Consider the following 22,295-nt stretch of genomic DNA (forward strand, 5'->3'; position numbering starts at 1 on the left):
GAACGGCTGAGCTTCCGCTTTTGGAAGGCCCCTTCTCGTTATGGTTCTTTACAGAACCTCAAGAGCGCCTCCTGAATACAGGTCCCGCTGCCGGCCCGGACAGTGAGACCTGAGCCTTCAGTGCGCACCCTCAAGGCGAGTTCCGCACTCGTTAGCGGCCGCAGGTCCGATTGGTCACACCGGCCGCGTCGGCGGCCTTTCGTTTCGAACGCGGAGGGGATTTGCGGGTAGCGAGGGTGGGTAGCAAGGTTTCCCGCGAAATGCTCAGGTGTAACGCGCTCTGGCGATACGCGGTTGCAAGACCGCCACGACCCGCCTGATGGAATCAGCCACCCGATCGCCATGGCGATGGCAGGGATGGCTCGCGGTTATTCGCAGTGAACTTTTTAAATACTGATCGCATGTCGGGCGTCCACCCGAAAGGCGCGTCGCCGCAGCCTGGGCCGTCAACTGACCGACACCGTGACTAACTGCCGTCGAGCGTCAGCTTTCCGTCAAGGGCGGTCCGTGCAACGCGGGTTCCAGGGGCTAGTGATCTGATATTACTGGCAAATATCGAATACTGGCCCATGGCATGGCGTTTGCTTCCCAGCAGGCGACCCTAGGCAACCCCCCGGAAACGCCATGAACGATCCCATGAACCCCGACATGCTCGACGGCCAGAGCGACAGCGCGCTCGCCCAGGCGGCCGGCCTCGGCGAGGTCAACCTCGACGTCATCCTCGACGTGCCCGTGACCATGGCGATGGAAGTCGGCCGCACCAAGATCAGCATCCGCAACCTGCTGCAGCTCAACCAGGGCTCGGTGGTGGAACTGGACCGCGCCGCTGGCGAGCCGCTGGACGTGTTCGTCAACGGCACCCTCGTCGCCCATGGCGAGGTGGTGGTGATCAACGAGAAATTCGGCATCCGTCTCACCGACGTGATCAGTCCGGCCGAACGCGTCCGCAAGCTCCGGTGAGCCGCATGCGCCACATCGTCGCCGCCGTGGGCGGCCTGCTGCCTGGTGCCCTGCTGGCCGCGCCGGTCGCCGGGGCCGCGCCGGTCGACACGGGGGCGGAGCTGGTCCGCGTGTTGATCAGCCTGCTGGGCGTGGTCGCGCTGATCTTCTTCGTGGGCTGGATGAGCCGGCGCGCGCAGGCGCGTATCCGTCCCGGCGGCCGCCGGATCCGCGTGATCGAATCGATGCCGGTGGGCATCAAGGACCGGGTGATGCTGATCGACGTGGGTGGCACGCAACTGCTCGTGGGCGCGTCGCCCACCGGCGGGCTACGCACCCTGCACGTGCTCGACGCCCCGCTGCCCGACGACGCTACGCCCTCGCAGGGCGCCGCGCCGCGCGGCTTCCGCGACGTGCTCTCGCAGTGGAAGCGGCCATGAGGCGCGGGCTGGTGTTTCTGCTGCTGTTGCTTGCCCCGGTGGCGGCCTTCGCGGCCGATCCGCAGGGCATCCCCCTGGTGAACGTGCAGCCGGGTGCCGGCGGTGGGCAGCAGTGGTCGCTGTCGATCCAGATGCTGGCCCTGATGACGGCGCTGACCGTGCTGCCGGCCATCCTGCTGATGATGACCTCGTTCACCCGTATCGTCATCGTGCTGGGTTTCCTGCGCCAGGCGCTGGGCACCAACAGCACGCCGCCGAACCAGGTGATCCTCGGCCTGTCGCTGTTTCTCACGCTGTTCGTCATGTCGCCGGTGCTCAACAAGGCCTACGACGCGGGCGTGAAGCCGTACATGGACGGCACGATGAACGTGCAGGAGGCCCTGCCGCTGGCGGCCGCGCCGTTCAAGCACTTCATGCTCGAACAGACCCGTGAGCCCGACCTTCAGCTCTTCACCCGCCTGGCCGGCGACGAACCCTACGCCGACCGCGACGCCGTGCCTTACCGCGTGGCCCTGCCGGCGTTCGTCACGAGCGAGCTGAAGACCGCCTTCCAGATGGGCTTCCTGCTGTTCATCCCGTTTCTCATCATCGACATGGTGGTGGCCTCGGTGCTCATGTCGATGGGCATGATGATGGTCTCCCCGATGATCATCTCGCTGCCGTTCAAGATCATGCTCTTCGTGCTGGTCGACGGCTGGACCCTGCTGCTGGGCACCTTGGCGGGAAGCTTCTTCACATGACGCCCGAATCGGTCATCGGCTTCGGCCAGCAGGCCCTGCACATCGCCATGCTGGTCGGCGCGCCGCTGTTGCTCACCGCGCTGGCGGTGGGCCTGCTGATCGGCATGATCCAGGCCGCGACGCAGATCAACGAGCAGACGCTCAGCTTCATCCCGAAGCTGATCGCCATGGCCCTGGTGATGATCATCACCGGCCCGTGGATGCTGCGCACGCTGGTCACCTTCACCCGCGGACTCATCGAGTCGTTGCCGCAGGCGGTGCGTTGATGCCGCTGGACCTCGGCCAGCTCTCCGGCTGGGTAGGCGGCGCCTGCTGGGCCATGGCCCGGGTCTCGGGCCTGATGCTGGTGGCGCCCGTGCTGGGCGCGTCGCTGATCCCGGCGCGCATCCGCCTCGGCCTGACCGTGGTGCTGACGATGGTGCTCGCGCCGCTGGCGCCGCTGGACATCAAGCCGCTGTCGGCGCAGGGCATCGAGGTGCTGGCGCAGCAGGTGCTGATCGGTGCCGCGCTCGGCTTTTTGCTCAAGCTGGTGTTCGAGGCCGTCGCCTTCGGCGGCCAGTTCGTTTCCCAGGCGATGAGCCTGGGCTTCGCCGAGGTGGTCAACCCCGGTGTCGGCGGCACCGTGCCGGTGCTGAGCCAGTTCTACACCATGCTGGTGACGCTGCTGTTCCTGGCGCTCAACGGCCACCTCCAGCTCATCGACCTGCTCGCCGACAGCTTCCGCACCTTGCCCGTGGGCACCCAGGGCATCGGCGCCGACGGCGTATGGGGCGTGCTGGGCTTCGCGACCCACCTGTTTTCCGGCGCAGTGCGCGTGGCCTTGCCTGCGCTCACCGCGCTGCTCATCGTCAACCTGGGCTTCGGTGCGATCAGCCGCTCGGCGCCGTCGATGAACCTCTTCGCCGTCGGCTTTCCCATCACCATCTGCCTGGGCATGGTCGCCCTGTGGCTGGCCCTGCGCGGCCTGCCGGGTGCGTTCGACACCCTGCAGACCGCCGCGTGGGATGCCATGCGCCAGCTTGTCGGAGGCCGCCCGTGAGCGAGGCCGCCGACAAGGAAGACCGCACCGAATCGCCCAGCGAAAAACGCCTTCGCGAGGCGCGCGAGAAGGGCGACATACCGCGATCGCGCGAGCTGTCCACCGCCGTGGTGGTGTTGTCCGGCGTGGCGACCCTGATCGCCACCCGCGACCAGATGGCCCAGCACGCGGCCAACATCATGCACGTGGGCCTGCGCTACGGCCGCGACGACATGTTCGCCGAAGACGGCCTGCGCCATGCCTTGGGCGCGGCGGCCCTGGAAGCCCTGAAGATGCTCGGCCCGGTGTTCACGGCCACCATGGTCGCCGCTATCGCGGCCCCGGCCCTGATGGGCGGACTCCATTTCTCCGGCCAGGCGCTGCTGCCCAAGTTCGATCGCCTCGACCCGATCAAGGGCTTCGGCCGCCTCGTCTCGATGAACGGGCTGGTCGAGCTGGGCAAGTCGATCCTGAAGCTGGTCTTCATCGGTGGGGCGCTGCTCTGGTTCCTGCGCAAGAGCGTGCAGGACATGTTCGCCACCGGGAGCGGCCCGGTCGGCGAGGGTATCGCCCATGCGTTCGGCCTGTTCGGCCATGCCTCGCTGATCTTCGGCTGCGCGCTGGGCCTCATCGGTCTCATCGACGCGCCATGGCAGAAGTTCAGCTTCACCTCGAAGATGAAGATGACCAAGCAGGAGGTGAAGGACGAGCACAAGGAAAACGAGGGCAGTCCGGAGCTGAAGTCAAAGATCCGACAGATGCAGCAGCAGATGGCGCGCCGCCGGATGATGGAAGACGTGCCCACGGCGGACGTCATCGTGGCCAATCCGACCCACTTCGCCGTGGCCCTCAAATACGACGAAAACCGCATGGGAGCGCCGCGCGTGGTGGCCAAGGGCGTCGATCTGATCGCCGCCCAGATCCGCGATGTGGGCGCCGGTGCGAAGGTTCCGGTGGTCGAAGCCCCGCCGTTGGCACGAGCCTTGTATCACACGACCGACATCGGACGCGAAATCCCCGCGGCGCTGTATGTCGCGGTGGCCCAGATCCTGGCCTACGTGTTCCGTTTGAAGCAGGCGATCGCCATGGGCGACCTCCCGCCCGATCTGCCCCGGCAGGACATCGATCCTGAGCTGCTCGGGCCGTACCGCATGGATAACTGACGATGGCAGCGACGACCAATCCCAACCTCCTCGGCACGCTCCGCCAGATCGGCCGGCGCGGCGTGGCCGCGCCGCTGGCGATGCTGATCATGCTCGGCATGATGATGCTGCCGCTGCCGCCGTTCATGCTCGACCTGCTCTTCACCTTCAACATCGCGTTGTCGCTGGTGATCCTGCTGGCCACGATGTACGTGATGCGGCCGCTGGAGCTGGCGTCGTTCCCCACGGTGGTGCTGTTCGCCACCTTGCTGCGCCTGGCCCTGAACATCGCCTCCACCCGCGTGGTGCTGCTGCATGGCCACAATGGCCCGGGCGCGGCCGGCAAGGTGATCGAGGCGTTCGGCGAGTTCGTGATCGGCGGCAATTTCGCGGTGGGTTTCGTGGTGTTCGCGATCCTTACCATCATCAACTTCGTGGTGGTGACCAAGGGTGCCACCCGCGTGTCCGAAGTGACCGCCCGGTTCACCCTCGACGCCATGCCCGGCAAGCAGATGGCGATCGACGCCGATCTCAACGCCGGCCTTTTGACACAGGAACAGGCCCGCGAGCGCCGCCAGGAAGTGCGCGAGGAAGCGGACTTCTACGGCTCGATGGACGGTGCTTCCAAGTTTGTGCGCGGCGACGCCACGGCCGGCATCCTGATCCTCGCCATCAACATCATCGGCGGCTTCTTCATCGGCATGCTCCAGCACGGCCTGTCGGCCGGCGAAGCGGCGCGCACCTACACGCTGCTGACCATCGGCGACGGTCTCGTGGCGCAGGTGCCTGGCCTGATGCTCTCCATCGCCACCGCGGTGATCGTCACCCGCGTGTCCAAGTCGCAGGAGATGGGCAAGCAGGTGATGGGCCAGCTCTTCGGCCAGCCCAAGGCGTTGGCGGTGGCGGCTGCCGTGCTCGGCACCATGGGCCTCATCCCGGGCATGCCGAACCTGCCGTTCCTGATCCTCGCCGCCGTCGCCGGTTTCGGCGCGTGGAAGCTGCACCTGCGCCAGCAGGAGGCCGCCTCCGGCGTGGTCGCCGGCGCCGCCGCCCCGGGCACCGAACTGGCGCTGGAGGCCGCCCCCCCGGCCGAGCGTCTGGAACTGTCCTGGGAAGACGTCGCCCAGGTCGACACCATTGGGCTGGAAGTGGGCTATCGCCTCATCCCGCTGGTGGACAAGGCCCAGGGCGGCGAGCTGATGGCGCGGATCAAGTCGGTGCGCCGCAAGCTCTCGCAGGAACTCGGTTTCCTCGTGCCGTCGGTGCACATCCGCGACAACCTCGACCTCGCCCCGCATGGTTACCGCATTTCGCTGATGGGCGTGCCCATGGGCGAGGCTGAGATCCACACCGAGCGCATGCTCGCGATCGACCCGGGCCGCGTGCATGGCACGATCAACGGCATCGCCACCCGCGATCCGGCCTTCGGGCTGGACGCGGTGTGGATCGAGCCCGGCCTGCGCGAACACGCGCAGACCCTCGGCTACACGGTGGTCGACCCGGCCACGGTGATCGCCACCCACCTGTCGCACATCCTGCAGAACCACGCCCACGAGCTCATCGGCCACCAGGACGTGCAACAGCTGCTCGACCGTCTCGCGCAGCAGACCCCGAAACTGGTCGAAGACCTCGTGCCCAAGCGGCTTTCGCTCGGCGCCATCGTCAAGGTGCTGCAGAACCTGCTCGCCGAGCGCGTGCCGATCCGCAACTTCCGCGGCATCGTCGAGTCGCTGGCCGAACACGCGGGGCAGAGCCAGGACCCGGGCGTACTCGCCGCGGCGGTGCGCGTCACGCTGGGCCGTCAGATCGTGCAGGAAATCGCCGGCCTGGGCACCGAGGTGCCCGTCATTACTTTGGCGCCGGAACTGGAACAGATCCTCCTGCAGTCGCTGCAGGGCGGCGGTCCGGCAGGCGCGGCGGTGGAGCCCGGCCTCGCCGACCGCCTCCAGCAGAGCGTGGCCGATGCCGCGCGGCGCCAGGAAGCCACCGGCGAACCGGCCGTGTTGCTCGTGTCGCCGGCCCTTCGTCCGTGGCTTGCGCGCTTTACCCGGCATGTGGCCCAAAACCTGCATGTACTTGCCTACAACGAGGTTCCCGACAACCGTCGCGTCAAGCTGGTGACGGCACTGGGACGGTAAGGGCGCCAGGCAATGAGACACCGTTCGCCGAATCGGCGGACGGACGGAACGAACATAGCGATGCGGGCATGGCCGGGCATCGCCAGAGACAGGATCGAAGGCATGAAAATCAAGCGATTCGTTGCTCCCGACATGCGCCAGGCCATGCGCCAGGTGCGCGACGAACAGGGTCCGGATGCCGTGATCCTGTCGACGCGCCGTCTCGACGACGGCATCGAGATCATCGCCGCGCTCGATTACGACGAGGCCCTCGTGCGCGAAGCGGGCTTCGCACACGACGCGCCGGCCGCCAAGGCCACGGTGGCGCCGGTGCAGGACGACCGTGCCGCGCAGCGCGCCGCGCGCATCGACCAGGCCCGCGCCGCCACGGCCGCCGCCGTCGAGCGAGCGGCCCGGGCTGACGCAGCCGTGCATTCGAATGCCCCCCAGCGTCACGCCAGCGCCGCCCTGGCCGAGAGCGTCGCCGACGTGGTGCGTGCCGCCACCGCCTCCCCGGGCAACGACGCCGCGGTGAACGGCATGCGCGCGGAGATCAACGACCTGCGCGAAATGCTCCAGGTGCAGCTCTCGGCGCTCTCGTGGAACCACATGGAGCGCGAGCAGCCGCTGCGCGCCCGCGTGCTGCGCGAACTGACCCGCCTGGGCATCGACGCCGACGTGGCTCGCGCGCTGTGCGCCGAACTGCCGTCGGCCATGACCTCCGACCAGGCGCGCTACCTGCCGTTGGGACTCATTTCGCGCAACGTGCGCATCACCGGTCGCAATTTCGACACCGTCGGCGGCGGCATCACCGCGCTGGTGGGCACCACCGGCGTGGGCAAGACCACCACTATCGCCAAGCTCGCCGCCCGCGCGGTGCTTCGCCATGGCGCCGCGAACGTGGCGCTGATCAGCACCGACCAGTATCGCGTCGGTGCCGGCGCCCAGCTGGAGCGTTACGGGCGCCTGCTCGGCGTGCGCGTGTTCAATGCCCACGACGCCACCAGCCTGCGCAACGTGCTGTTGCAGCTGCGCGGCCGCCATACGGTGCTGGTGGATACCGCCGGCCTGGCCGGTAACGATCCGAAGCTGCAGGAGCAGTTCGACACGCTCCGTGCCATGGCCGACCTGCGGGTCTGCCTGGTGCTGGCCGCCAACATGCAGTCGCAGGCGATCGATGGCGCCATCCGTGCCTATGCGCCGTTGGCGCCGCAGAGCGCGATCCTCACCAAGCTCGACGAGGCGCCGCTCATCGGCGGCGCCATCTCGGCCGTGATCCGCCACCGCCTGCCGCTGGACTACACCACCGACGGCCAGCGCGTGCCGGAGGACATCGCCTCGGCCGATGCGCGCAAGCTGGTGCTGCTGGCCGCCCAGCGGGTCAAGCAGCGCAACGACGAGCCCGATCACGCCATACTTGCCGAGCGTTTCGGCCTGTCCGCTTCCGTGCCGGTCTGACCGAGCGAGGCACTTCCATGAACATCGCTACCGCCCACACCTCCTTTTCTCCGGCAGTGACTTCCTCCATGAACACACACGTCGAAAACACCCAGGCCGCCGGACTCGAGTGGCTGTCCGACCGCCGTCCCACGCGCAGCATCGCGATCGCGGGCGGCAAGGGTGGCGTGGGCAAGACGACGGTGGCGGTCAACCTCGGCATGGCCCTGGCCATGGGCGGGCGCGACGTGCTGCTGCTGGATGCCGACCTGGGCATGGCCAACATCGACGTGCTCCTCGGCCTGCAGCCGGTGCGCCATCTGGGCCACATGCTCGAGGGTGCGTGCCGCATCGAAGACCTGGTGCTCGACGCCGCGCACGGCCTGAAGGTGATCCCGGCCACGTCGGGCACCCGCCGCATGGCCCAACTGCCGAACATCGAACATGCCGCGGTCATCCGGGCCTTCGACGAATACCCGCTGGCCCCCGAATACCTCATCGTGGACACCGCCGCCGGTATCTCGGACAGCGTGTCGATGTTCGCCGCGGCCTCGGACGAGGTGGTGGTCGTGGTGTGCGACGAGCCGGCCTCGCTCACCGACGCCTACGCGCTGATCAAGGTGCTCTCGCGCGAGTTCGCCGTGAACCGTTTCCGCATCGTGGCCAACATGGTCCGCCATGCGCAGGAGGGCCGGGCCCTCTTCGAAAAGCTTTCCCGCGTGACCAGTCGCTTTCTCGAGGTGTCCCTCGATTTCATGGGCATGGTTCCGCACGACGAATACCTGCGCCAGGCCATCCGTCGGCAGGCGGCGGTGGTCGACGCGTGGCCGAGCAGCCGGTCGGCGGTCGGATTCAAGAATCTGGCCAGGTCGGTCGATACATGGGGTGAACCCGAGCCCCGCGTGCAGGGACGGATCGGCTTCTTCGCCGACCGTGCCCATCTGGGAGGAGGGTTGCCGTTGTGAGCGTAGCGAGCGAATACCTTGAAATCACTCGGGTTCCGGCGGATCAACTGGTCAAGACCCATGCGCCGCTGGTGCGCCGGATCGCCTATCACCTGATGGGCCGGCTGCCGCCGAGCGTGGATGCGAACGACCTCATGCAGGCCGGGATGATCGGGCTGCTCGAGGCCGCGAGGAATTATTCCCCGACTCGCGCGGCCAGCTTCGAGACCTATGCGGGCATCCGCATACGGGGCGCGATGCTGGACGAACTGCGCAAGACGGACTGGACCCCGCGCTCCGTCCACCGGAAGTTGCGCGAGGTGGCGGAGGTGACGAGGCAGATTGAAAACGAGACGGGTGGCGACGCCGACGACGCGGAAGTGATGAAGCGCCTGGGCATCGACGCCATGGAGTACAACCAGATCCTGGCCGACGCGGCGAGCGCGCGTTTGCTGAGCCTGACGGCGCCCGAGGGCGACGAGGGCGCGGCGATCGACGTGGCCGATCCGGACGCCACCGGGCCCGACGGACTGTTCGAGCAGGACGGCATGCGCGAGGCGCTGGCCCAGTCCATCGACGGACTGCCCGAGCGCGAGAAGCTGGTGATGTCGCTGTACTACGATGACGAGCTCAACCTGAAGGAAATCGGTGCGGTGCTGGGAGTGAGCGAATCGCGCGTGTGCCAGATCCATGGCCAGGCGCTCATTCGGCTCCGCGCTCGCATGTCAGGCTGGAAAGACAAACCCTGACGGCATTCCGGTGCCGTCGCCGGTCAAAGAAAAACGCGCAGTAGGCGGAGAGACGTTTTGGACAAGAACATGAAAATCCTGGTGGTGGACGACTTTTCCACCATGCGGCGCATCGTCAGGAACCTGCTGGTGGAGCTGGGCTTCACCAACACGCTGATCCAGGAGGCCGAAGACGGCAATGCCGCGCTCGCGCTCCTGCGCTCGCAGTCGTTCGACCTGGTGGTGACCGACTGGAACATGCCCAACATGACGGGCATCGACCTGCTCCGCGCCATCCGCGCCGACGCCAATCTCAAGGCGATGCCGGTGCTGATGGTCACGGCGGAAAACAACCGCGACCAGATCATCGCCGCGGCGCAGAGCGGCGTGAACGGCTACGTGGTCAAGCCGTTCACGGCGGTCACGCTCAAGGAAAAACTCGACAAGATTTTCGAACGTCTCGCCGCGGCGGCGGGCTGAGGAGCAGGCATGAACACGACGATTTCCGCTGGCCAGGACGTGGCCCCCGAACTGCGCGAGCTGCTCGACGCCGACGACGCCACCGCCTTCGAACAGGCGCTGGACCGCCTGATCCGTAGCCGTGAACAGCACATTTTCCTCGCCCTGGGCCACCTCGCCCGCGACCTGCACGAGTCCGCCCGCCGGCTCGCCGCCGACATCTCGCACGATGGTAACCCGGGCAACATGGGCGACGCGCGCAAGCACCTGCGCGACGTGCTCGAGATGAGCTCGCAGGCGGCCCATCGCACGCTCGACTTCAGCGAGCGACTCCGCCCGCAGGCACAGTCGCTCGCCCGCGACGCCGACGAGGTGCTCGTGCTCGACCCGGCCGATGCGTCGTTCGCCTCCAGCGCCCGTGCGCTCGCCGTTCGCGTGGGCGACTTCGCGCAGAACTGCGACATCGGCCTGGGCGAGATGGTCGAGGCGCAGTCCTGGCAGGATCTCTCCGGCCAGCGCGTGGCCCGTGTCGAAGCCTTCATGGCCAAGGTCGAATCCTCGCTCGTCGAACTGGTGCGCCTGACCGGCTCGCTCGCCGGGGGCACCGCGCCGGCCGCGGAAAAAGTCAGCCAGGACGAAGTGGATCGCCTGCTCAGCGAATTCGGCTTCTGAGCGGCACGATGAGCGTGGAGCTGGACAACGAGCTGCTCAACGTCTTCCTGATCGAGGCGCGCGAACTGCTCGAGACCCTGGGCGAACAGCTCGTGGACCTCGAGGCCTCGCCGGGCGACGTCGACCTTCTGAACGCGGTGTTCCGTGCGTTCCATACCGTCAAGGGCGGTGCGGGCTTCCTCGGCCTGCACCCGATGGTGGAGCTGTGCCACCGCGCCGAAGACCTGCTCAACGAAGCCCGCAACGGCGCGATCGTGCTCAACGCGGGCTTCATGGACGCGTTGCTGGAGTCGCTCGACCTGCTCAACGACATGATGCGCGCCGCCGACGGCGGCGTGCCGATCGAGCCGGCCTCGCGTTCGCTGCTCGATCGCCTGCTGATCCCCGGCCGCGCCGCGTCCGCCCCGCCGGTGGCGCTGGCGACGCCGGTGTCCGCGCCGGTGGCGGCCGCGCCGGCGTCGCGGCCGCACGATCCCATCGAAGACGAATTCGAAGCCATGCTCGATGCCGCGCGCGCCGAGCAGGCGCCGGCGGCGGCCCCGTCGGGCACCATCAGTGACGACGAATTCGAAGCGTTGCTCGATTCGCTCTACGGTACCGGTGCGCCCGGCGCGGAGTCCGAGGCAACGGCGACACCGGCACCGGCACCCGCCCCCGTCGTCGCGGCGGCCGATCCGAACGTCATCAGCGACGACGAATTCGAAGCGTTGCTTGATTCCCTGCACGGCACCGCCGCACCGGGCGCGCATGCCGTCCCGCCGCCGCCAGCCCCCGCGCCCGTCGTCGCACCGGCGTCGGCCCCCGTCCCGACGCCTGCCGTCGTGGCCGCGCCCGCGCCGGGTCCGGTCGCGGAGACGCCGGCCCGCGGCGGCGAAAAACGCCAGGCGTCGGGGACCGACACCACCGTACGCGTCGACACTCACCGCCTCGACAACCTCGTCGACGCGGCGGGCGAGCTGGTGCTGGTGCGCAACCGCCTCACCAACCTCGCCCCGCGCGGCTCCAACGATCCGATGGAACGTGCCATCGGCGAGCTGGAGCGCGTGGCCGAAGACCTCCAGAACGCCGTGCTGCGCATGCGCATGCAGCCGGTCGGCAAGCTGTTTTCCCGTTTTCCGCGCATCGTCCGCGACCTGGCCCGTCAGCTCGGCAAAGAGATCGAACTGGTCACCGAGGGCGAAGACACCGACATCGATCGCACCGTGGTGGAGGCCCTGGCCGACCCGCTGGTGCATCTGCTGCGCAACGCCGTCGACCATGGCATCGAGATGCCCGAGGCACGCCAGGGCGAGGGCAAGCCCCGTCAGGGCACCGTACGCCTCGCCGCGGGCCAGTATGGCGACCGCATCGTCATCACGGTCACCGACGACGGCAAGGGCATGGACCCGGAAGTGCTCCGCCGCAAGGCCGTCGAAAAGGGCCTGATGGACGCCGAGCAGGCCGCGCGGCTGGACGAGCGCGAGTGCTACGAGATCGTCTTCCGCCCGGGCTTCTCCACGGCCAGCCAGGTGTCCGACATCTCCGGTCGCGGCGTCGGCATGGACGTGGTCAAGACCAAGATCGTCGAACTCGGCGGCACGCTGTCGATCGACTCGCGCGTCGGCCACGGCAGCACGGTACGCCTGTCGGTGCCGCTCACGCTGGCGATCCTTCGCGTGCTCATGGTGCGCGTCGGCCATCGCCTGCTCTCGCTGCCGATGTCCAACGTGGCCGAAGTGTTCGAACTGGCCGACGGCCAGGTGCAGCGCCTGGACGGCCGCGTCGTCGCCAATCACCGCAACCGCGCCTTGCCGCTGGCCGATCTCGGCCGCTGGGCGGGCGTGGCGGGGAAGGGCGGTCACGTGGTGGTGGTGCAGATCGGTCACCAGACGCTGGGCTGCCTGGTCGACGAGGTGCTCGGCCGCGAAGACGTCATGGCCAAGCCGCTCGGACCCTTCCTCAAGGACGTGCCCGGCGTGGCCGGCGCGACCATCACGGGCGACGGGCGCATCTCGCTCGTGCTCGACCTGGCCGGATTGGCCGACGATGCCGGGCAGGTGCTGCCCACGCTGAGGATGGCTGTCTGACATGGATGTCGTGAGTCTCGTCGGCACGATCCTGGCCTTCGTGGTCATCATCGTGGGAACCATCCTCAAGGGCTCCAGTCTCGACGCCCTGTGGAATCCCGCCGCCTTCGTGATCGTGTTCCTCGGCACCTTCGCCGCCCTGCTCGTGCAGACGCCCGGCCCCGTGCTCAAGCGCGCGTGGTCCATGCTGCCGTGGGTGTACAACCCGCCCGACATCGAGTCGGAAGACCTCGTCACGCGCATCGTGGGATGGAGCGAGATCTCCCGACGCACCGGGCTCCTCGGGCTGGAGCCCGCGATCGAGCGCGAGACCGACCCGTTCATCCGCAAGGGGCTGCAACTGCTGGTCGACGGCACCGAGCCCGACGCGATGCGTTCGGTGCTCGAGGTGGAGGTCTACGCCCGCGAGCACACCGATCTTGAGGCGGCCAAGGTCTTCGAGAATGCCGGCACCTATTCGCCAACCATGGGCATCATCGGTGCCGTGATGGGGCTGATGGCGGTCATGCAGAACCTCGCCGATCCCAGCAAGCTCGGCCACGGCATCGCCGCCGCCTTCGTCGCGACCATCTACGGCATCGGCCTGGCCAACCTGCTGGCGTTGCCGATGTCCTCGCGCCTGAAGGGCCTGGCCCGCAAGCGCTCGCAGATGCGCGAGATGCTCGTCGAAGGCCTGGTCTCGATTGCCCAGGGCGACAACCCGCGCCACATCGAGAGCAAGCTGCAGGGGTTCCTCTCGTGAAGCGACGCCACCACGAAGAACACGTCAACCACGAGCGCTGGGCGATCCCCTACGGCGACCTCATCACGTTGCTGCTGGCGCTTTTCGTGGTGATGTACGCGGTGTCGGCCGTGAACGAAACCAAGTTCAAGGTGATGGCGCAGTCCATCAACGAGGCGTTCAACGGCACGGGCAAGGTGATCGACCCGGTCAGTCAGTCGTCGCCCGCCACCCAGGTGCCGCTGCCGAATCAATCGCGCTCGCCCACGGCGTCGCCCATCGCGAAGATCGACGTGCCCATCCCGCCGCGCAATCTGCCGCTGCCGGGTCACGAGGGGGCCGCCACCGAACACCAGGACGGCACCAAGCGGCAGACCGCGACCGCCAACGACGCCGATGCGGCGGCCGGCAAGACCGAACAGAACAGCCTCAGTCAGATTTCCGACGAAGTGCAGCGGGCGATGAAGCCGCTGATCGACAAGAGCCTCGTGAGCGTGCGCCAGACGCAGGACTGGCTCGAGATCGAGGTCCGCACCGACATCCTTTTCCCCGTGGGCGTCGCCAGGCTGCAACCCCAGGCCGAAGACGTGCTGCGCAAGCTCGCCGGTATCCTCGCCCCCTTCCCGAATGCGATGCGGATCGAGGGCTACACCGACAACACGCCCATCGCCACGTCGACGTTTCCCTCCAACTGGGAACTGTCGGCCGCCCGCGCCGCCACGGTGGCGCGGCTGCTCACGCTGGCCGGGGTCGACCCGCACCGGGTGGGCATCATCGGCTGGGGCGAGTACCGCCCCTCCGCCGACAACGACACGCCCGACGGTCGCAATCGCAACCGCCGTGTGCTGATCGTGGTGATGAGCGACAAGGCCGCACCGGCACGCTTCTACAGCGACGCCGATCGCGTGGACCTCTCGACGACCGCGCAGCCGTCGTCCGCGCCGCGCGCCGCCGTGCAAGCGCCGACGGCCGGTGCCGCCCGCTTCGCACCCGCGACGGAGACACGCTGATGCGCATCTGGGCCGTATCCAACCAGAAGGGCGGCGTGGGCAAGACCACCACGACGGTTGCGCTCGGCAGCCTGCTCGCCGAGGAAGGCAAGCGCACGCTGCTGGTCGACATGGATCCGCACGCATCGCTGTCAGGCTACATCGGCGTGGAGGGTGAGGCGCACGGCAGCGTCTACGATCTCTTCGGCGTGAGCGGCAACCCGCCGCCCGTGCGCACCCTGGTGCACGCGACCAGGTGGAATCAGCTCAGCGTGCTGCCGGCGTCGGCGGCGATGATCACGCTCGATCGCCAGCTGGGCACGCGTCCCGGCATGGGCCTGGTGCTGTCGCAGGCGCTGGCCGAGCTGGCGCCGGATTTCGACCACGTGCTGCTCGACTGCCCGCCGGTGCTGGGCGTGCTGATGGTCAACGCCCTGGCGGCGAGCGACCGCCTGCTCATACCGACGCAGACCGAAGCCCTCGCGCTGGCCGGACTCGAGCGCATGGTGCGCAGCCTGTCGATGATCGAGCGCTCGCGTGGCAAGCCGTTGCCGCGCACCATCGTGCCGACCCTCTACGACGCCCGCACGCACGCCTCGCGTGCCAGCCTGGCGCAGCTTCGCGAGCAGTACGGCAGCGTGGTCAGCGAGGCGGTGATCCCCACCGATACCCAGATCCGCGAGGCCAGCGCCGCCGGCGTGCCGCTGGCGCATTGGTCCGCCGCGCGTCGCGGCGGTCTCGCCTACCGCCAGTTGCTCGACGAACTGCTGGCCCTGCCGATGCCGTCCGTGACGGACGCGGCCGCGTGAGCGACGCCATGCAGGATGTCGAACAGATCGTCGCCGATTACCTCGCCGAACTGCTGACGCCGGCTCCGGCGCCCGTCGCGAAGCCTGAGCTGAAGGTGGTGCCGATCCAGAGCTGGCGCGACGCCACGGTGGCCTCGCGCCAGGCCGATCCCCGCTACCTCCTTTGCCGGGCGGGGGGCGTGAAGCTCGCCGTGCCGATGGCCGACGTGACGCATATGGTGCCCATGCCGCCATTGAGCCCGCCGAACGTGCCCAATCCCATCTGCATGGGGCGTTGGCGCCATCCCGGCGGCGAAGCCCGCGTGGCCGATATGGGGGCCGTGCTGTCGCCGGACATGGCAGGCATCTCGGTGGCCACGTTGGTGATCCTGCGCGACCGCGCGTGGGCCATCGCCTGCGTGATCGACGACGAGCCGGTGGAATTGCACGCCGACGCCATCCAATGGCGGCAGGGTGCCACCTCGCGCCCCTGGCTCGCGGGGATGTCGAAAGAACCCAAGTGCGGCGTGGTCGATACCGCGGCGCTCATCTCGTGGCTGGAACAGGAACTGGGCCCATGACCGAAGCCTTACGCGACGACCGCAGCACCTGGCTCGGTTTTTCCCTGGAAGGACAGCGCTACGCCGTGGCGTTGTCGAGCGTGCGCGAAGTGATCCGGCCCGGCGACATCACGCCGGTGCCCGGCGCCCCGGACGACGTGCTCGGCATCGTCAACCTGCGCGGCCAGATCGTGCCGGTGCTTGATGGCCGCCGCCGCTTCGGCCTGGATACCCACGTGGACGCGGAAAAGGAAGACGCCCAGCGCGTGATCGTCTTCGACGACGCGGGTACCGTGGTGGGCATGCGCATCGACCTCATCGGCGAGATGCTTCGCCTGGCACCCGACGAGATCGCACCGCCGCCGCCGGGACGCGCGGAACGCCGCGACGATCCGGTGAGCGGCGTGGTCACGCGCGACGAGGGCTTCATCGCGCTGGTCGACGTGCAGCGGCTCTGCCGCGCGTAGGAGCGCGGCCTGCCGTCGGTGGGTTATCCTCCACGCTGATTCCGGAGCCTGCGCGCATGAACCCCATCATCGGTGACGTGCTGATCGCCCTGGCCGTCCTCAACCTGGTCGGCCTTCTCCTGGTGTTTTACCGGTTGGGCCGGGTGCGTCCGGCGCCCGCGAGCGAACCCAACGCGCCGCCCGTGCCGGTGCCCGATCCGGAACCGACGATCCAGCCCGACCAACTCGCCGGCATGCTTCGCCGGCTCGAGAACCGCCTGGGCGACATCGAAGACCAGGTGCGGCGCACGCCCACCGTCAACGTCGCCACCGATAGCGGCGCCACCTCGGATCGCACGTTGGCGCTCGCCCAGCGCCTTGCCCGCCAGGGCGCGTCGGTGCAGGACATCGCCGACACCTGTGGCATCTCGTATACCGAAGCGGAACTGCTCCACCGTTTGCACGCCGCTCGCTGATCGCCGCCATCGGCCGCTGTGGTTCGGGGCGCGGTGCCCCGTCGCGAGCGCCGGCCTTGCGGCGGCGCTCGCGCACGGCTAGCGCTCCAGGCGATAGTTGAGGCTCGCCCGCGAGAAGTCCGTGGCGTTCTGCGCTTCGAAGTTCCACCGGTGGCTGAAGATATAGCGCAGGGTGATCACCTGGCCCGGATCGAACAGGCCGACGCCATAACTCAGGTAAAGGCGCGGCGAGAGGTATTTGCCCACGGTGAACGCCGACGTGCCGCCGAGGGCATCGTTGTTGCTCACGCCGATGTCGTCGATGCCGAGTTTCGAGCCCACGCTCTTGGCGAGCAGGTCGCCCGCCGCCGACCCCAGCGCCTGGGCCGCCGCGCCCACCATGTTGCCTTCGCCTCCCTTCACCTGCGACAGCGGCTTGCCCGTGACGAGGTACGAGAGCGCATCGGATTGCTCCATCACCGGGTTGGAGAACACGGTGAGGATCGGGCGGCGCGCCGTGCCCGACACGTAGAGGCCCACCTTCTGGCCCTCGTCGATGGTGGCGTTGGGATTGAGCGTGCGCGACGCGCGGATGTTCAGGGCGGGATTGTCGATGGGGGTGGAGGCGAACAGCAGCTGGCCCTGCTCGATGCTGAGGTCCTGGCCGTACGCCTTGTAGGTGCCGTCGACGCCGATCTGGCCCTGGCCCGTGGTGGCCCGGCCGGGCCGCTCGCGCACGTCGAGCTGCCCAGTGATCCGGCCGTCGATGCCGAAGCCCACCAGGTGTACTTTCTGGCCGAGGTCCACCCGGATGTCGGCGCTGATCGGCGCGGACTCCGCCGCCGCCTCCTGTTGCTTTTCGTCGACCACCACCACGTCGGGCGAGGCCTTGGTGGCGCCGGCGCCGGGTAGCTTCTCCACGTTGACGTCGGCCATGTCGACGTTGAGCTTGCCGGTTACGTTCATGCCCTTGGCGTCCTGCACGATCTGGATGTCGGGCGAGATGACCGCCTTGGCCGCCGGGATATCCACCGCCGTGAACGCCGAGCCGACGACACCCAGGTGCATCTGGGCGCCTTCGCCGAGCGCCGCGTTGCCCTTGACCGACAGGGTGCCCGCACCGGAGCGCACGGTGCCGTCGAGCGCGTAGTTTTTCGCGTCGGCGGTGGTGACGTCGAAGCGGCCGTCCTTGAGCTTCAGGCCCGCGCTGGGCACTTCGGCGGCGAAGCCGTCGAGCAGGGCGTGACCCGTGACCGCGGGTGCCGCCACGGTGCCGCCGAGGTTGAAGTTGGCATTGACGCCGCCCTTCACGTCCGCCAGCTCGGTGGTGAGCAGTTCGAGAAACGACAGGCTCTTCAGATGCAGCGCCACGCTGCCGCCCAAGGCCTGCTGCGCACCGCTGATACTCACGTTGCCGTCGACGCTGCCGCCGTCGTTCAGCGCGGCGCGCAGCGTGATGCGCTGGTTGTCGGGCGAGAGCTGCGCGTTCGCGCTGAGGTTGTCGTAGACGAGCAAGGGCTCGTCGGCGCGGTCGACGTAGGCGATGGAACCATGCGTGCTGCCGATCGTCGCCTGGCCCGACAGAGCCCCGGCCGCCGTGCGGCGGAGGGTGCCGTCGCCCTCGATGATGCCTTCGGCGCGCATCGGCGACTGCGAGGCTTCGGCCAGTGTCATCAGCAGCGACAGCGGCACGCGACGCAGGCGGTAAGACGCGTCGAGGTTGCCTGCGGCGTCCTGCTTGCCCGCGACGCACAGCAGGGGATCGCCCGCCGTGAGGCAGAGATCGCCCAGGCTGGCGGCGCCGTTCTTCCACGCGAGCGCGGTGGGGTTCTGCAGGCGCCACGGCGGCAGCCCCTGGAAGTCGAGGTCCAGGCGCGAAAGGGTGCCGTTCCAGGCATCGTTCTTCAGCGATCCGCCCAGGGCCAGCACGGCGCTCAACGGCTTGCCGTGGGCGTTGACGCTGAGCTGGTGGCGCTCGGCATTGCCGTCGGCATCGATCGTGACGCGGTCGAACACCAGGCCGCCGCTGACCAGGTTGGTGGCGTTCACGTCGAGCTTGCCGCCGGGCTTGCCGATGTCGGGCACGTCGGCGTCGAGCGTCAATGCGGCGATTTTCTGCCCGGCGTAGACCAGGGTGTTGCCGCGCAGGTTGGCCGTGACGGCGAGGTGCGGCCACCGGCCCTTCGCGCCGATCTGGCCCTGCAGGCGGCCGCCGGCATCGGGCAACCAGTCGCCAAGCGAAGCGATGGCCAACGTCAGCGTCGCGTCGTTGCTCGTGTCGCCCTTGGCATCGAGGCGGATCGTGCTGCCACCGGAGGCGAGGTCGAGGGTGCCGTTGACCACCTCGTCGGGTTTGAGCGTGAGTGTGCCCTTGCCGCGCAGCGGGCGCTGGCGCAGCGTGCCGTCGAGCGTGCGTACCTGGACGCTGCCGAGGGGGCCGTCCTTCGCCAGGTGCCCTTCGGTGCCGAGATCGAGATCCAGCGCGCCGCTCCAGTCGGCGAGCAACTGGCCGGGATCGAAGCGGCGCCCCTTCAGGTCGAGCTTCCAGGCGACGTCCGGCTGCAGGGTGATCGTACCCGTCGCGGCGAGGTCGCCCTTGGGCTGCCGGAGGGTCAGCGTGCGCACCTGCACCGCTTCGGGCTTGCCGTCGACGTCGAGCGTGAACTTGCCGAGCTTGCCGGGCGGACCGATGTCCACGTCGCCCTGGGCGTGGTAGGCCTGCGCGCCGCCCTTGAAGGTCAGGCGACCGGCGCTGGCGAGGTCCTGGCCCGCGACGTTGGCCGGCACGAGCACGTCGTTCCAGGTGAGCGCGAGGTCGGCGGTGAGGGGCTGGGCGGCGATCTCCACCGTGCCCTTCGCGGTCAGCACGCCCTTGACCTGCGGTGAGCCGACGGTGAGTTCGTCGAGCGTGAGGCGACGGTAGTCGTGATCGAACGATGCCTTCATGGGGGCAAGGCGCACGCGATAGTCGTTGAGGTCGAGGTCGCCGGTAAGGTTGGCGCCGTAGCGGTCGCCGCTGCCCTGGACGGCGACCGCGACCGATCGCAGCGAGCTGTCGCCGATCAGCGGCTTGGGATCGAACCGCGGCGCGTTGATCTTCGCCGTCCAGGCGAAGTCGCCGCTCTGCGCGAGGTTGGCATCGACCTGGGCCACGAAGGGCAGGCGCAGGTGGATCAGCGTGTGTGCCTTGGCTCCGTCGCTGTGCGCTTCGATATCGCCCGCGTAGTCGACGCCGCCGGCTTTCCATGCGAAGGCGGCTTTGCCGTCGCCGCTGTAGCCCTTGCCCACGGCCAGCCGCCCGTCGAGATCGACCCGTCCATCGGGCGCGCGCAGGGCGAGCGTTTTGAGATCGAGCCCCTTGCCGGTCCACGCGCCGGCAAGATCCAGTGCATGGGACTCGAACAACGGCTGGCCGCCTTGGGTGATCTTTACGTGGCCGACGTGCACCTTGTCGAGCACCAGGTCGATCGGCGGCTTGAGGGAAAACGGCTCGGAGGGCGCGTCCGGTTCGGACGAGGCCGGCGGCAGCGCCACGTCGATGCCGTCCACGGTAAGGTCGTAGACGTGGGCCCGCTTGCGCAGCAGGGCGCCGAACGCCAGGTCGAGATGGGCGCTGGCCACGCGCACCTCCATGCCCTTGCCGTCGCGATAGCGTACCCCGGTCAGGTCGAGTGGCCCGGCGAGCCGGCCGTCGGCCTTCTCGACGACAAGCGCGTTGTCGGTGAAGCCCTGGGCGCGCGCCAGGGCGAAACGGAGTCCGGAGGCGGTGCCGACGAGCCACCACACGCCCAACGCCACCACGAGCAGCAGCACGCCCAGGGCCACGCCGATGCGAAGGAACCATGTCATGCCGGCGCTCCTCACAGGTCGGGTCCAATGACGACATGCAGGTGGATGCCGTGTTCGTTCTTGTCGCCGATCGGCACCGCCACGTCCGCGCGGATCATGCCCACCGGCGACAGCCAGCGAACGCCGAGACCGGCACCCACGCGCGGGCTGTAATCGGTGCCAGTGAACGCGTTGCCCGCATCGACGAACGCGGCCATGCCCCATTGCCGGGTGAAGTAATGCTCCACCTCGGTGCTGCCCACCAGCAGGCCTTCGCCGCCGATCACGCGATTGAAGCTGTTGCGCGGTCCGATGCTCTCGAAATCGTAGCCGCGCACCGAGCGGTCGCCACCGGCGAAGAACCGCAACTGCGGGGGCAGGGCGCTGAAGTCATCGGTCCATATCTTGCCCGCGCTGCCGCGCAGGATCAGGCGGTTGTCGCCCCAGAACGAGCGGATCCACTTCGCATCGCCGATCACCTGGGAGAATCGCGCGTCGGAGAGCAGGGTGCCCGCGGTGCTGCGGCCGGTGAACGTGAGCGACCAGCCGTCGCGGACGAAGGTCGGGTTGTCGCCGCGTTTGCGGCTGAGCGTGATTTCGGGATAGAGCAAGGTGCTGCGGCCGCGTTCGAGACCGACCGCGTTGTCGCCTTCGCCACCGCGCTTGCCCACCGTGAACGTGCCCGACAGCGCGTTGATGCCGATCGTGCGCTGCCAGCCATGCCACAGCCGCGTCTCGTTGGCGACCAGTTGCAGCGTGCGCGACTTCGACGTCACCGTGTTGGCGTCGCGGTAGTTGGCGCCGAAGTTGAAGCTGCGCTGGTTCGGGCCCGGCATGGGGATCTGGTAGAGCGTGGACAATGTCTTCAGCCGCTGGGCGACCACCAGTTCGTTCTTCCACTTGTGCCCGCGGTCGTTCACCCAGCGCTTTTCGATGCCGCCACGCAGGCCCGGGCCGGTGTCGGTGCCGAAGAAGGGGCCGCCGGTGTAGATCGTGCGCTTGGCCGGGGCCAGTTCCACGTCGACGTCGATGTGGCCGGCGGTCGCATGGTCGGTGTCGGGCATGACGTTGACCACCGCGAAGTAGTCGGCGCCGTTGAGCGCCTGCTGCAGTTCGAGCAGCTTGCTCTGGGAGAAATAGTCGCCGCTCTTGAATGGCACGTAGCGATCGAGGAAATCCTCGCGGAACTGCGAGTTCTTGAACACGATCCGGCCGAAACGGTAGCGCTCGCCGGCATCCCACGTCAGGTGCACGATGGCGCTGTGCTCGGCGCGGTTGACCTCGACGCGGTGCGTGACCAGCCGCGCGTCGAGGAAGCCGGTGGCGGTGAGCGCACCGCCGACGGCGTCCCGGGCGCCGTCGTATTGGCCGTCGTTCAGTGTCTGGTCCTTGAGCGCGTTCACCCCGCGCAAGGCATAGCGCACGGCGGGCACCTTTGCCGCGGTATCGTCGATCTGCACGTCCACGGCTGTGACCTTCACCGGCGCGCCGGGCACGACGTGCAGGGCCACATGCCAGTCGTTGCCCACCTGGGTCAGGTCGCCGGTGGCCGTGGCCTCGTAATAGCCATAGGGGCGCAATGCGGCCTGCACCTCATCGGGTGCTTTTTCGTAGAGGCGGCGAATCTGCGCGGCGGTGACGTTGCGCGTGGCGTACTGGCTCAGTTCCACGCCCGAGACGACCGCGCCCTTGAGGGAGTCGTCGACGCCGTCCACGGTCAGCACGATGCTGGCGTGGGCCATGGCAGGGAGGATGAACCACGGAAGCAGCAGTCCATGGCGTCTGGTGAGGCGCATGAGCGTCCTT

General features: G+C 68.4%; 21 protein-coding genes. 19 read left to right on the plus strand and 2 right to left on the minus strand.

The genetic code is table 11. The features are described from left to right. The first annotated feature begins 648 nt into the window (after positions 1-648). The 19 genes from fliN to PI246_RS02405 all read left to right on the plus strand — a co-directional run bounded on the left by fliN (position 649) and on the right by PI246_RS02405 (position 16,682). Entirely contained in the window at positions 649-960 is a 312-nt protein-coding gene (gene fliN, locus PI246_RS02315; protein WP_320550239.1) for a flagellar motor switch protein FliN, read from the plus strand. Between the two features lie 5 nt (positions 961-965). Further along, positions 966-1,379 (plus strand): flagellar biosynthetic protein FliO, encoded by a 414-nt coding sequence (gene fliO, locus PI246_RS02320; protein ID WP_320549668.1) that lies wholly within the window; start codon positions 966-968, stop codon positions 1,377-1,379. Further along, complete coding sequence (gene fliP / locus PI246_RS02325) at positions 1,376-2,119, plus strand: flagellar type III secretion system pore protein FliP (protein WP_320549669.1); 744 nt, start codon at positions 1,376-1,378, stop codon at positions 2,117-2,119. Before fliO ends, fliP begins: the two co-directional genes overlap by 4 nt. Further along, positions 2,116-2,385: a flagellar biosynthesis protein FliQ gene (gene fliQ, locus PI246_RS02330; RefSeq protein ID WP_320549670.1), complete on the plus strand. Its 270-nt coding sequence runs from the start codon at positions 2,116-2,118 to the stop codon at positions 2,383-2,385. The genes fliP and fliQ overlap by 4 nt, the downstream gene beginning before the upstream one ends. Then, the gene (gene fliR / locus PI246_RS02335; protein WP_320549671.1) at positions 2,385-3,158 is read left to right on the plus strand and encodes a flagellar biosynthetic protein FliR; all 774 of its coding nucleotides are present in this window, start codon (positions 2,385-2,387) and stop codon (positions 3,156-3,158) included. Before fliQ ends, fliR begins: the two co-directional genes overlap by 1 nt. Continuing rightward, a complete protein-coding gene (flhB, locus tag PI246_RS02340; RefSeq protein WP_320549672.1) occupies positions 3,155-4,300 on the plus strand; it encodes a flagellar biosynthesis protein FlhB in 1,146 nt (381 codons plus the stop codon). Before fliR ends, flhB begins: the two co-directional genes overlap by 4 nt. 2 nt (positions 4,301-4,302) lie before the next feature. Continuing rightward, complete coding sequence (flhA, locus tag PI246_RS02345; protein ID WP_320549673.1) at positions 4,303-6,417, plus strand: flagellar biosynthesis protein FlhA; 2,115 nt, start codon at positions 4,303-4,305, stop codon at positions 6,415-6,417. 102 nt (positions 6,418-6,519) lie between these two features. Further along, positions 6,520-7,854, plus strand: a complete 1,335-nt coding sequence (gene flhF, locus PI246_RS02350; protein ID WP_320549674.1) for a flagellar biosynthesis protein FlhF — start codon at positions 6,520-6,522, stop codon at positions 7,852-7,854. A 68-nt stretch (positions 7,855-7,922) separates the two neighbouring features. Further along, positions 7,923-8,798, plus strand: coding sequence for a nucleotide-binding protein (locus tag PI246_RS02355; RefSeq protein ID WP_320549675.1), 876 nt, complete (start codon positions 7,923-7,925; stop codon positions 8,796-8,798). Next, positions 8,795-9,526, plus strand: coding sequence for an RNA polymerase sigma factor FliA (locus PI246_RS02360; RefSeq protein ID WP_320549676.1), 732 nt, complete (start codon positions 8,795-8,797; stop codon positions 9,524-9,526). The genes PI246_RS02355 and PI246_RS02360 overlap by 4 nt, the downstream gene beginning before the upstream one ends. Before the next feature lie 57 nt (positions 9,527-9,583). Next, a complete protein-coding gene (gene cheY / locus PI246_RS02365) occupies positions 9,584-9,985 on the plus strand; it encodes a chemotaxis response regulator CheY (RefSeq protein ID WP_320549677.1) in 402 nt (133 codons plus the stop codon). A gap of 9 nt (positions 9,986-9,994) precedes the next feature. Next, entirely contained in the window at positions 9,995-10,636 is a 642-nt protein-coding gene (locus PI246_RS02370) for a protein phosphatase CheZ (protein ID WP_320549678.1), read from the plus strand. An 8-nt stretch (positions 10,637-10,644) separates the two neighbouring features. Beyond that, positions 10,645-12,702, plus strand: a complete 2,058-nt coding sequence (locus tag PI246_RS02375; RefSeq protein WP_320549679.1) for a chemotaxis protein CheA — start codon at positions 10,645-10,647, stop codon at positions 12,700-12,702. Position 12,703: 1 nt separating this feature from the next. Next, positions 12,704-13,444, plus strand: a complete 741-nt coding sequence (locus PI246_RS02380; RefSeq protein WP_320549680.1) for a flagellar motor protein — start codon at positions 12,704-12,706, stop codon at positions 13,442-13,444. Next, positions 13,441-14,433, plus strand: a complete 993-nt coding sequence (gene motD / locus PI246_RS02385) for a flagellar motor protein MotD (protein WP_320549681.1) — start codon at positions 13,441-13,443, stop codon at positions 14,431-14,433. The genes PI246_RS02380 and motD overlap by 4 nt, the downstream gene beginning before the upstream one ends. Continuing rightward, positions 14,433-15,221, plus strand: coding sequence for a ParA family protein (locus tag PI246_RS02390; RefSeq protein ID WP_320549682.1), 789 nt, complete (start codon positions 14,433-14,435; stop codon positions 15,219-15,221). Before motD ends, PI246_RS02390 begins: the two co-directional genes overlap by 1 nt. Further along, a complete protein-coding gene (locus tag PI246_RS02395; RefSeq protein ID WP_320549683.1) occupies positions 15,218-15,781 on the plus strand; it encodes a chemotaxis protein CheW in 564 nt (187 codons plus the stop codon). Before PI246_RS02390 ends, PI246_RS02395 begins: the two co-directional genes overlap by 4 nt. Then, positions 15,778-16,227, plus strand: coding sequence for a chemotaxis protein CheW (locus PI246_RS02400; protein WP_320549684.1), 450 nt, complete (start codon positions 15,778-15,780; stop codon positions 16,225-16,227). Before PI246_RS02395 ends, PI246_RS02400 begins: the two co-directional genes overlap by 4 nt. A 56-nt stretch (positions 16,228-16,283) precedes the next feature. Beyond that, on the plus strand, positions 16,284-16,682 hold the full coding sequence (locus PI246_RS02405; protein ID WP_320549685.1) for a DUF2802 domain-containing protein: 399 nt from the start codon (positions 16,284-16,286) through the stop codon (positions 16,680-16,682). Positions 16,683-16,760: 78 nt separating this feature from the next. On the opposite strand, the gene PI246_RS02410 is transcribed toward PI246_RS02405, so the two are convergent. Both PI246_RS02410 and PI246_RS02415 read right to left on the minus strand, forming a co-directional pair. Then, the gene (locus PI246_RS02410; protein ID WP_320549686.1) at positions 16,761-20,510 is read right to left on the minus strand and encodes a translocation/assembly module TamB domain-containing protein; all 3,750 of its coding nucleotides are present in this window, start codon (positions 20,508-20,510) and stop codon (positions 16,761-16,763) included. Between the two features lie 11 nt (positions 20,511-20,521). Then, on the minus strand, positions 20,522-22,285 hold the full coding sequence (locus PI246_RS02415) for an autotransporter assembly complex protein TamA (protein WP_320549687.1): 1,764 nt from the start codon (positions 22,283-22,285) through the stop codon (positions 20,522-20,524). Positions 22,286-22,295 lie beyond the last annotated feature (10 nt).

This window comes from Luteibacter sahnii (genome assembly GCF_034063545.1).
Lineage (GTDB): Bacteria > Pseudomonadota > Gammaproteobacteria > Xanthomonadales > Rhodanobacteraceae > Luteibacter > Luteibacter sahnii.